We start from the raw sequence: 14,751 nt of genomic DNA, 5'->3' as shown, positions 1-14,751 counted from the left end.
CGCCCCGAAAGGAGCGTTCGCGTGAACGAGTACAGGATCACGATCGAGGGGGAGACCGCGACCGTCGCCAATGCCGAGGAGTTGGTGGTGGCGCTCGATGTGCTTCAGGGCGACCACGACCGGGCCGTGCTCGAGCAGCTCCGGCCCCACCTCCCGGCGCTCGTGCGCGGCCCGCGGCATCTGCAGCGCCTGCTCAAGGTCCTCCAGCCCGAGGACCAGCTCTTCCTGCTTGCCTGTGTCGGCCCGGTGCTGCCCGAGGCGCTCGAGGACGGCCCGGCGCTGCGGGACCTGCTGGTCATTCTGGCCGAGGAGCGGGTCAAGGAGGCGCTCCTGACCGGGCTTGGCGCCGAGGCGCTGCGGCGTCTCATCGAGACACCGGAGCAACTGGCCGAGGTGCTCCAGTGGACCTACGGCCACGGCGACGTGACCGTTCTCGATCTCCTCGGCCCGGCGTTCCTGTGCGACCTGCTGGAGGACGGCTATGCCCTCAGCCTCGCCCTCAACGCGCTGGAGACCGACGGCCAGCACCGCCTGATCGCAATGCTGGGCTGGGACCACGTGGTGGGCCTGGTGGGCAGCGCGCGCGATCTGGCGCACCTGATGCGGGCCCTGCCGGTGGAGCTGAGCCACCGGCTCGTGGCGCAACTGCCCGCCGAGCGGGTGCGGGCCCTAGTCGGTAATGCGCGGCACTGGCGATCCATCGAGCCCTTCCTGGAAGCCGCAGAACGAGCGTGCCTGCGCGCGCGACTGGAGGCCCTCGATGCCGAATGAGAGCATCGCCACCTGGCAGCGCGACCCCACGCGGCGCGGCTCGCTGGGGCCGCTGGCCGGCAGCAAGTACCCGCTCATAGACGCCCACCTGCACGCCGTGAGCTTCATCCAGGACACGCCGGACGGCGCCGACCTGATCCGCGCCATGGACCGCGGGGGCGTCGGCAAGGCCGTCATCTTCGGCCTCCCGGTCGCCAAGCTGTGGGCCGAGTGGGACCGTGAGGCGCCGGACTACTATCTGGCCAACGACGCCGCCTGCTACTACTATGGCCACACCGACGTGCTGGTGGCCCGGCTGGTGCAGTCGCTCCCCGTCGAGCAGCGTGCCCGCCTGTACCCGCTGATCTGCGGCTTCAACCCCGTGGACCGCTTCGCGCTGCGCGATGTGCAGCGGATGCTCGAATGGTTCCCGGGCGTCTGGGCCGGCATCGGGGAGCTGCTGCTGCGCCATGACGACCTGACCGCCTTCACCTACGGTGAGCCGGCGCGTGCCAACCACCGCGCCCTTTGGCCCATCTACGACTTCGCCGCCGAGCACGACCTCCCGGTGCTCATCCACCAGAACGTGACGGCCGTCAGCCGCGGCGACCACCCGCTCTACCTGTACGAGTTTGAGGAGGCCCTGCGCGATTTCCCGCGCACGCGTTTCGTCCTGGCCCACTGTGGCATCTCCCGCCGCGTCAACGTCCCCTTCTACCACCAGATGATCTGGCGCCTGCTGGAGCAGTTCCCGCAGGCCATCGTGGACTACTCCTGGATCATCTTCGATGTGATCATCTGCCCCGAGGGCAAGCCGCAAGAACCCTGGCTCGAGCTGACCGAGCGCTTCAGCGACCGCATCTGCCTCGGCTCCGACCTCGTCGCCCGCTTCGAGCGCCTCGGCCCGGAGATGCAGCGCTACGACGTGTTCCTGGACCAACTGAGCGAACAGGCGCGCGCGAACATCTGCTGGAACACGGCGGAGCGGGTGTATGGACGACGGGAGGCTGAGAGAGCGCGATGAGGGGATGAGGGGATGGCGGGATGGCGGGGGCCGTTGAGCGCCGGAGGCGCGGCTCAATCTAGGCGGGGGCGGAAGCCCCCGTCATACGGGCAACCCTCCTCCCCTCCCGCCACGGTCGGGAGTCGTGGGGTGCCCGCGCAGCGGGCGGGGCCCCACGAGGCACACGCATGGACACACCGACGAACAACATGGCGACACCGCCGGACAGCAACTGGCGCAAGCACCAGGGCAACCCCGTCCTCGGCGGCGACCTGGGCACCTGCTTCGATCTGTCGGTGCTGCGCGAGCGTGGCCGCTACCACATGTGGTTCTCCTGGCGCCCGCGCCGGAGCGTGGCCCTGACCGAGAGCGCCGACGGCGTCACCTGGGGTGAGCCGCAGATCGTGCTCGGCCCGAGCGACAGCGGCTGGGAGTGCGACATCAACCGCCCGGTGGTGGTGCGCCGGGGCGGGTGCCTACACATGTGGTACACCGGCCAGGCGCAGGGGCAGTCGCGGATTGGCTATGCCACGAGCCGCGACGGCCTCGACTGGCGGCGCCTGAGCGCGCGGCCGGTGCTGGTGGCGGAGGAGCCGTGGGAGAAGGGCGCGGCCATGTGCCCGCACGTGCGGTGGGACCGCCGGCGGGGCGTGTTCCGCATGTGGTACTCCGCCGGCGACCAGTACGAGCCCGACGCTATCGGCTATGCCGAGAGCGACGATGGCCTGCACTGGCGCAAGCACCCGGCCAACCCCGTCTTCACCGCCGACCCCACCCACGCGTGGGAGCGGCACAAGGTCACGGCCTGCCAGGTGCTGCGCCACCGTGGCTGGGAGGTCATGTTCTACCTCGGCTTTGCGGACGAACACACCGCGCGCATCTGCCTGGCGCGTTCGCGGGATGGGCTCACCGGCTGGCAGCGCCACCCGGCCAACCCGATCATCTCCCCGACGCCCGGCGCGTGGGACGAGGAGGCGTGCTACAAACCGTTCGCAGTACGTGAGCGCGACCGCTGGCTGCTGTGGTACAACGGCCGGCGCGGTCATGTCGAGCAGATCGGGCTGGCGATCCATAGGGGGCTGTCACTGGGGTTCTGAGGAACCCTTACTACCCCGGCCCAAGACGGCCAAGGAGGGCAGCCACATGCGTACCCGGCTCACCTGGTTCGTTCTGGCGGCGGTCGTGGCAGTCGCGACGGTGCTGGTCGCGACGTCCGCCGCCGCGGCGGAGTACAAGACCAAGCACGTCTTCATCGTGGTGATGGACGGGGTGCGGTGGATGGACACCTTCGGCGATCCCCAGCACACCCAGATTCCACACCTGTACAACGACCTCCGGCCCCAGGGCACACTGTTCACCCGCTACTTCGACCGCGGCATCACCGTCACCCGCCAGGGCCACAGTACCACCATCTCGGGCACCTGGCAGTGCATCCCCAACGGCGGCCCGCGCCTGACCATGCCCACCCTCTTTGAGGTCCTCCGCGACGAGAAGCACGTCCCGCCGACGAAGGCCTGGTCGGTCTTCGGCAAGGCCGTCTACAGCTTCCTGCCGTACAGCTCGCACCCGGCGTACGGCAAGCAGTTCGCCGCCTCGCACGTCAGCGGCGACAAGGATACCACGTGGAACGAGAAGGACGCTGAAGGCGACAAGGGGGTCACGGCCAAGGTCATCGAGGTCATGAAGCAGGACCAGCCAGACCTCGTGTTCGTGAACTGGGGCTGGACCGACCATGCGGGCCACGTCGCCAAGGACATCAGCGAGTACCAGGCCGCCATTCGCGGCTGCGACGAGCAGATGTGGGCCCTGTGGAACGGCATCCAGGCCGATCCGTACTACAAGGACACCACGACCGTCTTCTTCACCAACGACCATGGGCGCCATACCGAGGACTTCCACGGCCACGGCGACCACTGTGACCAGTGTGAGCATATCATGCTGCTGGCCCTCGGCCCCGACATCAAGCGCGACTTCGTCTCCGAGCAGGAGGCCCTGCAGATTGACCTCGCCCCCACTGCTGCCGAGCTGCTGGACCTGCAGACGCCGCTGGCCACCGGCCGCGTGTTGGCGGAGTGCCTGACCAGCCCTCTGAACCTGAACCGCAAGGAGGCCCGCACCGACGCGGCCCGTCGCGCCGTCGAGTTGGAGCGCCTCAGCCAGCGCGATCTGCAACAGCTCGTGGCGGACAAGATCCTCGCCCAGGTCCAGCCCGAGACCGTGGCGGCGGATGAGGCGGGCCTGCTGCTGATGTGGGGAATGCTCAAAGCCGCCGCCCGGCCGGAGGGCGAGAAGTACCGGCAGTTCGTCCAGAAGTGGATCGCCACTCACGGCGCCGCGGATCCCATTCCCCCGCTGGTGGGTCTGGTGGCGCTGCAACTGCCGCCCGCGCTGCGCAGCGATCTCACGCCCCGGCTCCTGGCTGCGGCGACTCGGTGGGCGGCTGAGCCTCCCACCGACCGGACCGCGGCCCTGCCGCGCGCGGCCCTGGTCAGTACCATCGCCGGCCTGCCTGTGGGGAAGGACTTGCGCCCTCAGGCGCTGGAGTATGCCAGGAAGGTGGTGGCCCTGCCCGCCGCGGCCGACCTCACCCTCCTCCAGCGCGCCCGCGAACTGGTGTACCTGGGCGCCATACTGGCCCGCAGCGACAGCCACGTGGACCTGGAGAAGGCCTTCATCCTGGGAGCCTATCCGGTATTGGCGGCACAGGCTGAGCCCGGCATGTTGTGGGAGGACCCGCTGGTCTCGGCGACGGCGCTGGCGGCGCTCGCGCCGGTGCGGGGGGCGCCGCTGTTCAAGGAAGTCGGCAAGGTCAAGGCGCCCATGGACCTCCCCGCCATGGCGGCCATCACCAATCAGGAGGCCGAGGCCCTGACGCACGACCCGAAGGCCCCGCGCCGCGCGCTGCTGCGGGTGCTCAAGGAGAACGTCAAGGACTCACTGCAGTTCAGCCAGGACCTACTGCGCTACGCCGTGGACGCCGAGGGCCAGGTCGGCGACGGCTCGTCGGGCGCCATGGGCGCCTTCCTGGCGGCCTATCAGAAGCTGGACTGGCGCTACGGCGGGAGCACCTGGCCGGGCACGGCCAAGACGCCGGTGGGGAAGGTCAACATGGGGGGCGGGGCCAACCCTAAGCCTCCCGCCCAGCAATAGCGGTCACGCCACCGCTGCGAACGATGTTCCTGTCAGGAGGCTTGACATGAGACGCAACCTGCTGCTGCTCGCCCTGCTGCCGGCCCTCCTCGCGCCGGGAGCGGCGCTGGCCCAGGACGCCACCGCCTGGCTCAACGTTCGCGACTTCGGCGCCTCGGGCTCGGACTTTGAGACCGTGGCCACGACCACCGCCAACGCCACCCAGATCACCGTCAAGGACGTCGGCGACTTCAAGGTGGGCCAGGGCGTCATGCTCTCCAGGTGCTGCCCGCGCACGCTCAATGGCACCCTCTGGGGGCCGGGCTCGACCTACGCCTCCTACAAGGGCAAGCCCCCCCTCAAGGACGTCCTGGACATCCGCGGCCTGGACGAGAAGGCCACCGGCTGGAGCGTCTACGTGGTGGACATCGAGCCGGTCAGCCCGCCCAGCTTCCGCTGGAGTGACGACATGGGCCGCACCTGGAAGCCCAAGGTGCCCATCACCTTCGACTGGCAGCCCCTCCAGGGCGGCCTCGAGGTCCGGTTCAAGCAGTTCGAGTGGGAGAAGGGCTACACCGCCACCTTCAATGCCACCGACCGTCTCGAGACCTTCATCGAGAAGATCGAGGGCAACGTCCTCACCCTCAAGGACGCCCCGACGAAGGCCGTTACCGACGCGGTCCTGCGCCACCGCGACCAGCCCGCCCTGCAGGCCGGCATTGACGAGGGCCTCAAGAGCAAGAAGAACGTCTTCGTCCCGCCGGGCCACTACCGTCTCAGCTCGGGGCTGAGGATCAACAACCCCTCCGGCTTCGTCCTCGCCGGCCAGGACGGCGAGAACACCGTGCTCGACATCTCCGAGGGCCACGGCCTGTGTGTGCAGATGCGCGGCGGGACCGAGTGCACCGTCCGCGACTTCAAGATGATCGGCAACATGGGCTTTGAGAACCGCGACCAGTGCGGCCACTTCCCCACCTGGGGTTCCCGGGGCATCTGGGGGCAGGACTTGAAGACCAGCTTCGCCACCGGCGTCATCGGCACCGAGCGCGTGCTCGTGCAGAACGTCCACGCCTATCGCATGTCGCTGGAGGCCTTCTGGTCCGGCGGCCCGGGCCGCTCGGGCAATAACCCCCCGCCGCCCAACTACTCCAAGTCCATCATCTACGACCGCTGCTGGGCCATTGACTGCGGCCGCAACGCCTTCAACAACAACGACTACGCCGAGGGCACCGCCATCCTCAACTGCCGCATCGTGGATGTCGGCGGCTGCGCCTGGGAAGGCGCCTCACGCTTCGTGAAGTTCCAGAACAACTACGTCCGCAACGCCGGCACGGTGGCCATCGGCAACTCCTCGGACCACAGCGAGAACATGGAGATCCTCGGCACGGCCCAGCACGTCATCTCGGGCAATGTCTTCGAGAGCGTCGTGCCCTACGGCGGCTGCGCCATCCGCTCGGCCTGCGGCGCCGTCGAGGTCTGCATCACCAACAACCTCTTCGTCAACTTCGGCTCCAGCGCCGTCGAGGTCTGGGGCATCGGCGACGCTGTGCACCTCGGCTCGGCCTACACCAATGTTACCGGCAACATCTTCGACATGACCGAGGTTGGCCCCACCAGCAAGCCCCGCCACTGCGTGCAGGTCCTCGGCGCCGAGAACACCATCATCAGCGACAACCAGATGTACGTGCGCGGCGCCTGCGATCCGCGGGTCACGGCGCTGCAGATCCTGGAGCCGGCCCTCAACCTCGTCGTCCACGACAACATCATCCGCAACTGCGGCGCCGGCCTCCAGGCCACGACCGCCACCAGCCGCGTCGGCGAGATCATTGACCCGCAGACCTTCAAGTCCGCCGGCGGCCAGGTCCCGCTCCCCCGCCGCAAGACCGCCCGCTACGAGGGCTGGAACCTGGTGTGGGCCCGCGCCGGCAAGCTGCAGGGCCCGGTCGTCATGGGGCCGTTCGACCGCGAGACTGACCTGTTCAAGCTCGCCGCCGCGACGCCGCTGAAGACCGGCGACCTGTTCGAGGTCTTCCCGCCGCTGGCCAACTGGAACTTCCACGACAACCTCATCACCGGTTGTCAAAGCCCCGTCACGTTGAACATCTGGGGCAGCCCGACCACGCTCTTCCGCCATAACGTGATCGAGCGCGGCGGCGCCGCGGGCGTCAAGCAGGCCCTGCTGCTCGCCGGCCGCTGCGACCTGATCGGCAACCGTCTCGTGGGCTTCGACGAGAAGGACAGCGCGGCTGTCACGCTACAGCCCGACCGCCTGGGCCGCGTACCCACCAACCTGATCCGCCAGAACATCTTCGACCACTGCCCGGTCCCCATCGCCGAGAGCCAGAAGGGCCTGTGGCAGCCACAGCCCACCGACGGGAACGTCTTCCTCGCGTCAGGGAAGTAGCGCCGCGCCGTCGCCGTTGCCGTCCCCCTCTCCGGAGCGCAGCGAGGGAGAGGGGGAGGGGTGAGGACGCCGTTGTCGTCCTCCCACACACCCGAGGTCAACCGATGCCCGACACGATGCAGGCCGCCTGCTTCGCCGGTCCGAACGCCCTGGAAGTACGCGACGTACCCGTTCCCTACCCGGCTCCGGGCGAGGTCCTCCTCGACCTCCGCGCCTGCGGCCTGTGCGGCAGCGACCTGCACCAGTTCGCGGGCCGCTGGCCGCAGCCGCCCTTCGTGCCCGGCCACGAGATCACCGGCGAGATCCTCGCCCTCGGTGACGGCGTCACCGGCTGGGCCGTCGGCGACCGCGTCTGCGTGGAGCCGTTCACCTACTGCGGCGCGTGCCGCTACTGCATGGCCGGGCGCTACTGCCAGTGCCCCGACATGGGCTTCCTGACACTCACGGCCGATGGCGGCTTTGCCGAGCAGATGACATGCCCGGCGTACACGCTCTACCGGCTACCCGACGCGCTCGACTTCGCGACCGGCGCGCTCGTGGAGCCCCTGGCCGTGGGCGTGCACGCGGTGCGGACCGTCGGTGTGGACGGCGCAGATGAGGTGCTCGTGTTGGGGGCTGGCGCGATCGGCCTGATGACCGCCGCCGCCGCCCACGCCTTTGGGGCCACGGTCGCCCTCTCGGCCCGCCATGGCTTCCAGGCCGACGCCGCGCGGGCTCTGGGGATACCCACTGTCTTAGGCGCCGACCCGGAGGCGCTCCGCGAGCAGGTCGCGGCCCTCTTCCCGGCGGGCCCCAGCGCCGTCTTCGAGACCGTGGGCAGCGCGCACGGTACCTTCCAGCAGGCGGTGGACCTGGCCGGCAAGCTGGGCCGGGTCGCCCTCCTGGGCGGCAACACGGGCCCGGTGGCCAGCTTCGACTTCACCCCGCTGCCGACGAAGGAGCTGACGCTATACGCGCCGCTGGCGTACGCGCAACTCGGCACGCGCCGCGACTTCAGCGTAGCGTTGGACCTGCTTTCCGCCGCGCCCGAACGCTACGCCCACCTCATCAGCCACCGCTTTGCGCTACGGGACATCCAGCAGGCCTTCGCCCTCGCGACGGACAAGCACCGCAGCCACGCCCTCAAGCTCATGATGGTCCGCTAGCGCCGACGTGCGGAAGCTCGCGCCAGAATAGGCGGCGGGTGGCGCGTCGTGTGCGCCGGGCCCCGCCGCCGGACACCGCCCATCGCGGCGTTGGGGGTCGCCTCACATCCGGCGCCGCAAACGCGGCCGTCACCAACGACCCGACCGGAGGAGGTCAAAGGGCGTCGGGTGACGGGGGCTTCCGCCCCCGCCTAGATTGAGTCGGCCCTCCGGGCCTCGACGGCAACGGCATCCGGGCCTCGGCCGATGGCAACGGCATGCCGCATGGCCCGATGGCGACGGCGTGCGGGGGCCGTTAGCGCCGGAGGCGCGGCTCATGCTAGGCGGGCGCGGCAGCGCCCGTCCACCGGGCCCCCCTCATCCTCCCCTTCCAACCAAGAACCCCGGGGGGGCGACACCTTCGTCCCGCCGCGCCGCCACAGACTGTCGGCCGGGGTCTAGTTCGTGGCCGCCTGGGCTGCCGGGGCAACAAAGGCCGCGGTCACCGGCTTGCCGTCCCACTGCGGATCGGGCTGCAGGCCCAGTGCGTACAACGCCGTGGCCGCCGTGTCACAGACGAACGGCGGCGCCTGTAGCTCACCCGGCGCGATGATGCCAGGGCCGTAGCAGATCCACGGGATCGTCATGTCGCGCACGTCGGCCGTGCCATGGGTGAGCAGATGGCCCCCGTGGTCGGCGGTGACGATGATGATGGTCTGCTCTGCCACGCCCGAGTCCTTGAGGGCCGCGCGCAGGATCCCGATCCCCTTGTCACAGTTCTCGATGGAGGCGTGATGGGCCGGCGACCCCCAGCCCTTGCCGTGGCCGGCAGCATCGGAATCGGGGTAGTGCACGAACAGGATCCCCGGCTTCTTGGCCTTGAAGTACGCGCCCGCCGCCTCGGAGATCGGCACGGCGCCGCCCGCGACCAGCGAGAACTCATCCACGGTGCCTGGCTTGGCGATGTGGCGCAGTTTCTCTTTGCCCACGAACATGGCCGTCCCCAGGCCCGCAGCCTTCGCGATCTCGAAGCAGGTGCTCGTCTTCACATAGCCCGCCTCGGCGCGGAACTTGTCATTCCAGGTGATGCCGTGCTTGGCCATCTCGCAGCCGGTCAGCATCGAGCAGTGGGAGGGCAGAGTGATGCTGGGCACGATGGTGTGCGCCCACCAGGTGTACGCCCCGCCGGCGGCGAGTTCATGGAGGTTGGGCGTGTCGCTGGTCAGGATCACATCGGGGCGGCCGCCGTCAATGCTGACCACGACCACATGTTGCGCCGGCGCGGCCCATACGGCGGCCAGCGACAGCAGTCCGACGAGTACAAGCAGGAATCGCACGCGTGACGCAGTTCTCATACTGTCTCACTCTCTTTCGGTCGGCGCCCCGCCGGCCCTGTCAGATCATGGCGGGGACCGTACCTTTCGCCGTCATGGGGTGCGCTCCCTACGTCCTGGCCGCCCACGGCTATGGCGAAGCCACCGAGCGCCCGTGGACGGCCGGCTGGTTGGCACGATCGAGGTTGGCGAGCACCGCGTACACGGCCTCGACCAGCACATCCTCAGCCTCGGCGGCATAGACGGCGGGAAGACCGACGAACCTGCATCAGTCATACCGCGGCCCGTCTCCGTCGAGCACCACGCTTCGCCGGGCTGGCAGGTAGCCGGCGTAGCCGTTGGCGTACCCGATCAGACACAGCCCCGGGTAGTACCGAGCCAGCTCGAGCTTGAGCGGCGAGCTGCAAGATGTGAACTGCCGGACGGCGAGCTCTTCGACACGCTGGTGGAAGCCAGGATTCTGGCAGAATGGTGGCGAAGACGCTACAACATCGTGCGACCACGTGGCTCACCGGGCTACCAACCAGCCACCCCGGAGGGCAGGGCCGAACAGACCCGATCTACCAGACTGCAACTGGTGCCATGGCTGGGGGAAGGTCAGGTCTGAGCGATGGACGAGCATCGGAGGCAGAACACATGGTCACCGTCCCCTGGCGCGCGCGCTACCTCCTGTCCCCACTCACACTCATCCTGTGCGCCATCCCCACCCATGCCTTTGTCTTCGTGCACATCACCGACACTCATCTGAGTGCGTCCGGGGCGGGGTCCTTCGGCACCCGGGGGCAGGAGTCGCTCCGAGACTTCGCGGCCATGTTGCCCGTGATCAAGCCTCAGTTTGTGGTCGCTACGGGCGATATCGCCGACGCGGGGGACGAGGCGTCCTGGCGGCTGTTCCTGGAGATCCTCAAGGGCGCCCCTTGCCCCGTCTACCCCGTGGCGGGGAACCACGACTGGCCGCCTGTCGAGGTGTGGCGCAGCGTATTCCAGACTCAGCACATTGTCGCGGACTGCGAGGACTGCACCCTCATCGGCATCGGTGACAGCAGCGGGTGCGCCGGCGAGCGCAACTGGCCGCAATGGGGTGACTACCTGGAGGAGCAACTGAAGCTGGCCCACGGGCGCGGTCAGAGACAGTTCCTGATAGCCATGCACCACCCGCTGGTGGCCATGCCCAACCCGACCTTCGACAGCATGCCCGGCTGGGCATCCCTGGGTGGCGAGCAGGCGCTGCGGGTGATCAACCTGTGTGCCCAGTACCATGTCAAGGCCCACCTGGCCGGACATCTGCATCCCATCTACGACTGCTACAACAGCCCGGGCGGCGTCCTCAGTCTCGCCGGTCCGGCGCTGGGCACGAGCCCCAATGGTCCACCGGGGCAGTTCCGGCTGCTCTCCCTCGAAGACGGCGCTCTATGTTGGACGGAGGCGGTCCCCGGCCAGTGGCCGGCCATTGCCGTCATCGCGCCCGAGCGCAACGCTCAGTACAGCCCGGTTGCCGCCCAGGATGGGTTGGCCAAGGTCATCGTGAAGCCGTTCTCGCCGGACCCGATCACCACAGTCACCTGCGCGGCCCCCGGGAAAGAGCCCGTGGCGATGACCCCGTGCGGTGAGGGCCGATACGAGACGCGGCTGGCGGTGGGCAACACAGGGCTGACCTGGGCGACACTCACCTTGAACGCCACCGACGCGAGAGCGCGGACGACTGCCATCAAGTACCCGGTGCTCGTCAGGCCGGTCAAGCAGTAACGGCCTCGTCGCGGGAGTCGACCATGCGGTTGCGTTGTCACGCGTCCATGGCCGTTCTGCTGGTCCTGGCGCCGGCGGCGGCGGACCAGTTCCGTACTGACGCGGAGCCCTGCCCCACACCGCCCACGGTCCGGCAACTAAGCCCTGACACAGCCCGTCTCGCCCAGGCTGCGGGCGTCAGGGGCAGTACTGACCGCCTCTCGGTTGCCATCGAGGTCGTCTTCCGCCTGTACCGGCATGAGGGCAGCGGCGTGGCGCTGGTGAGCCCACAGTCAAACCGCCTTCTCGCCTCGGCCTACTCGCGTGGGGGAGACTGCTGCTGGCGGCGCAGAACGACACGGATGAGGCGCAGGCGGCGTCGCTGCAACTGGACCTGGCGAAGCTCGGAGCGAAGGCGGGCGCGCGGGGGAGCGACGTGTGGAACCCGGGGAAGACCTACGAGCTGGCGTCGCAGTGGCAGGACACCATCCCTCCGCGCGGCTTCCGGCTCGTGCTCTGGGGCGACTAGCCGTTGCCTTTCCGAGAACCCGTCAGGGCGCAAGATGCAACTGCGAGGCGGAGAGGCCCCACTGAAGGCCTGCGGTCGCATCGCGGACGGCGCCCGCACTTCCGGCCGGTCAGCCGGCTGCGGTACTGCTATGCCACGGAGAGACAGACGATGCCAAGGGCGTTTGTCGTCACAGCACTTCTCCTCCTGACGGCCGTAGGTCATGCCGCCCCGCCGAGCACAGCACCACTCACTCTGTCCGCCAACGGCGCCACCCGCTACCGCATCGTGCGGCCGGACCAGCCCTCCAGGGTGGACGACTTTGCGGTGCAGACGCTGGCTGACACCCTCAAGCAGACCACCGGCGCGGAGTTCGCGGTCGTGGCCGCTTGGGAGTTGCCCGCCGGCGCCCCGGCGGTCTTCGTCGGGGTGAGCGCGCCGGCCCTCAAGCGTCTCGGAGGCGACCCGCTGAAGTCGCTCAAGGAGCAGGAGCACGTCTCGCGCAGCCGCGGCGCGGACATCTTCCTGTATGGCCAGGGCATTCACGGCAACCTGCACGCGGTGATGGAGTTCCTCGAGAACTCGGTGGGGTGGCGCTGGTACTCGGTATACGAGAAGCCTGTGGTCCCGGCCCGGCCCAGCGTGACGCTGAACCCGTTCAACCGAAGGCGCGGGTTCTCCTTTCCGAGCCGCGAGTTGACGCTGTACTGGGGCCCTGACTTCTACTACCAGAACGGCATGAACATGGCCTCGGAGAAGTGGGGCAAGGACCCGGCGTCTCCCTTCGTGCCGTACCTGCGCAACGACAAGTTCGTGCACAGCCTGTTCACGTACATCCCGCCGTCGCCCGAGACCCCCTATCTGCGCCGCGACTTCACCTGGCTGCCGCGTCAGGACTACTTCGCGACCAACCCCGATTTCTTCTCCATGAATGCCACCGGCAAGCGTGTCCCGACCATGCAACTGTGTTTCGGCAATCCGGCGCTGCGGCGCGAACTCACCGCCAACGTGTTGAGACATCTGGCCGCGGAGTCCGGCAACCGGATCATCACCCTGGATGCCAATGATACACCCGGCCGGCTGTGCTGGTGTCCGGCCTGCGTGGCCCTGGAGCAGAAGTACCAGAGCCCGGGAGGGCCGCTGCTCGACTATGACCTGGAGTTGTGCGCCCTACTGCAGCGGGAGCATCCCGGCGTCTTCGTCCGGACCATCGCCTACCGGCGCAGCCAGACCCAGAAGCCGCCCCTGCTCCCCAAGGGGCAGAGGCTACCGCCCAACCTGATCATCTCCTTCGCGCCGATTGAGGACTGCTACTTCGCCGACTGGACGCACCCGGACCCGCGGCTCCAGGAAACCTACGCCGACCTGAAGGCCTGGAATGCCATCGCGGCCCCCGGCAACCTCTGGGCCTGGCTTTACCCCAACCCCTGGGGAACCGGCATCGAGATGCCCCTCGGCAACCTGGAGCGCAACATCAACCAGGTGCGCCTGATGTACCGGGCCGGGGTGCGCGGGTTCTTCACCGATCACTGCAAGTACCTGCAGCGGGCCGGCCTGGGCGAGCTGCAGACGTACCTGTTCCTCAAGCTCCTGCAGGACGTCAACTGCGACACCGACGCCATCATCCGCGAGTTCACGGACCACCAGTACGGCGCGGCCGCACCGCTGGCACGGCAGTATCTGCAGGCCCTCGAAGACGGCCGCAAGGCCATGCGCGAGCTGCCGCCCGGAGTCACCTACACCTCCCCCAACCTCGATGACCGCACCTTCCCGTACCTGACCCCGGACAACATCCACCGCTGGCAGGGCTGGTTCGAGCAGATGGAGCAGCGGGTGGCCGCGGACACGGAGCGATTGCTCAATGTCCGCCTGCTGCGCCGGGAACTCGACTTCGCCACGCTCTGGAAGTGGTTCGACCTGCAGAAGGCCCATCCGGACGCATACCGGGACGCGGCAGTGGTCGCGGACCGCATCACGTCCGTCAACAACGCGTCGGCCCCGGCGGGCATGAAGCACCGGCCGCTGGGCGCGGAGACGCTCCAGGACCTGCTGGCAGTGATCGCCGGCGGCGGCCAGGCAAAGCCGCTACCGGAGCGGCTGGCAGGCACACCTCCAGACACGGTGCGCCAGTACCTGCCGAAGAACTACAGCCACAAGTCGGGCCGCAAGACCGTCGCCGATCCCCAGGCGGCCTTCGGCTACGCCGCCACCGTGGATCTGCCCGATCTGCCTTTCCAGATGGGCTTCTACCAGTGGACCGCCCACGATCCGCCGCCGGGCACGCCCTCCGGTGTGCACGGGGCGCGGGTGAGCATCCCGCGAGACCAGATCACGCCGGGCGTGTACCGTCTCTACCAGCTCGGCGAGATCACCGTGACGGCGGATAGCTGGATCTGGTTCTCGGCCCAAAGCTGGGGGACGCATCTGGAGGTCGGAACGCGGGTCTACGAGCCCGGCGTGGACAACACCTGGCAGGCCTGGGTGTCGCTCAAGTTCGACGGGCCCTCCTACGGCGGCCCGGCGCGGGACGACCTGGTGTTGGTGGACCGGATCATCCTGGTCAGGCAGTCCGGCCAGTAGCCGGGGGCGCGCCCGGGCGCTGGCGGAACCGACGGTGACTCCATCAGGACGCCCTGCCGCGTCACCAAGGTGCCGCCGCGCATCGCGCCGAAACAGCCCGACACCCGCGCGAGGCGTGAGCAGCAGCCCGACGCAGGCCTCACGAGTTCCCAGCAGGGGCACAGGCCCCGCGCGTTCCGGGAACACGACCCCCA

General features: G+C 68.8%; 10 protein-coding genes. 9 read left to right on the top strand and 1 reads right to left on the bottom strand.

All coding sequences use genetic code 11. From position 1 onward, the window contains the following. Positions 1 to 21 precede the first annotated feature (21 nt). From LLH23_03245 to LLH23_03220, 6 genes are all read left to right on the top strand, one after another. A complete protein-coding gene (locus tag LLH23_03245; GenBank protein MCE5237488.1) occupies positions 22 to 771 on the top strand; it encodes a hypothetical protein in 750 nt (249 codons plus the stop codon). Next, positions 761 to 1,774 carry an amidohydrolase gene (locus tag LLH23_03240; GenBank protein ID MCE5237487.1) on the top strand — a complete coding sequence of 338 codons (1,014 nt, stop codon included), beginning with the start codon at positions 761 to 763 and terminating at the stop codon, positions 1,772 to 1,774. The genes LLH23_03245 and LLH23_03240 overlap by 11 nt, the downstream gene beginning before the upstream one ends. Before the next feature lie 167 nt (positions 1,775 to 1,941). Beyond that, a complete protein-coding gene (locus tag LLH23_03235) occupies positions 1,942 to 2,850 on the top strand; it encodes a hypothetical protein (GenBank protein MCE5237486.1) in 909 nt (302 codons plus the stop codon). A gap of 46 nt (positions 2,851 to 2,896) precedes the next feature. Next, on the top strand, positions 2,897 to 4,903 hold the full coding sequence (locus LLH23_03230; protein MCE5237485.1) for a sulfatase-like hydrolase/transferase: 2,007 nt from the start codon (positions 2,897 to 2,899) through the stop codon (positions 4,901 to 4,903). A 46-nt stretch (positions 4,904 to 4,949) separates the two neighbouring features. After that, the gene (locus tag LLH23_03225) at positions 4,950 to 7,286 is read left to right on the top strand and encodes a hypothetical protein (GenBank protein MCE5237484.1); all 2,337 of its coding nucleotides are present in this window, start codon (positions 4,950 to 4,952) and stop codon (positions 7,284 to 7,286) included. A gap of 104 nt (positions 7,287 to 7,390) precedes the next feature. Next, positions 7,391 to 8,431 carry an alcohol dehydrogenase catalytic domain-containing protein gene (locus tag LLH23_03220; protein MCE5237483.1) on the top strand — a complete coding sequence of 347 codons (1,041 nt, stop codon included), beginning with the start codon at positions 7,391 to 7,393 and terminating at the stop codon, positions 8,429 to 8,431. A 437-nt stretch (positions 8,432 to 8,868) separates the two neighbouring features. Here LLH23_03220 and LLH23_03215 read toward each other — a convergent pair whose 3' ends face one another. Then, entirely contained in the window at positions 8,869 to 9,747 is an 879-nt protein-coding gene (locus LLH23_03215) for an alkaline phosphatase family protein (protein MCE5237482.1), read from the bottom strand. 151 nt (positions 9,748 to 9,898) lie between these two features. Here LLH23_03215 and LLH23_03210 point away from each other — a divergent pair, with 151 nt between their 5' ends. The 3 genes from LLH23_03210 to LLH23_03200 all read left to right on the top strand — a co-directional run bounded on the left by LLH23_03210 (position 9,899) and on the right by LLH23_03200 (position 14,557). Beyond that, a complete protein-coding gene (locus LLH23_03210) occupies positions 9,899 to 10,351 on the top strand; it encodes a transposase (GenBank protein MCE5237481.1) in 453 nt (150 codons plus the stop codon). 29 nt (positions 10,352 to 10,380) lie between these two features. Further along, positions 10,381 to 11,490 carry a metallophosphoesterase gene (locus LLH23_03205; GenBank protein MCE5237480.1) on the top strand — a complete coding sequence of 370 codons (1,110 nt, stop codon included), beginning with the start codon at positions 10,381 to 10,383 and terminating at the stop codon, positions 11,488 to 11,490. Positions 11,491 to 12,148: 658 nt separating this feature from the next. Further along, positions 12,149 to 14,557: a DUF4838 domain-containing protein gene (locus LLH23_03200; protein MCE5237479.1), complete on the top strand. Its 2,409-nt coding sequence runs from the start codon at positions 12,149 to 12,151 to the stop codon at positions 14,555 to 14,557. Positions 14,558 to 14,751 lie beyond the last annotated feature (194 nt).

The organism is bacterium (assembly GCA_021372615.1).
Taxonomy (GTDB): Bacteria; Armatimonadota; Zipacnadia; order Zipacnadales; family UBA11051; genus JAJFUB01.
The sequence above is the reverse complement of the archived record's forward strand: the minus strand, read 5'-3'. Positions and strand labels throughout refer to the sequence as shown.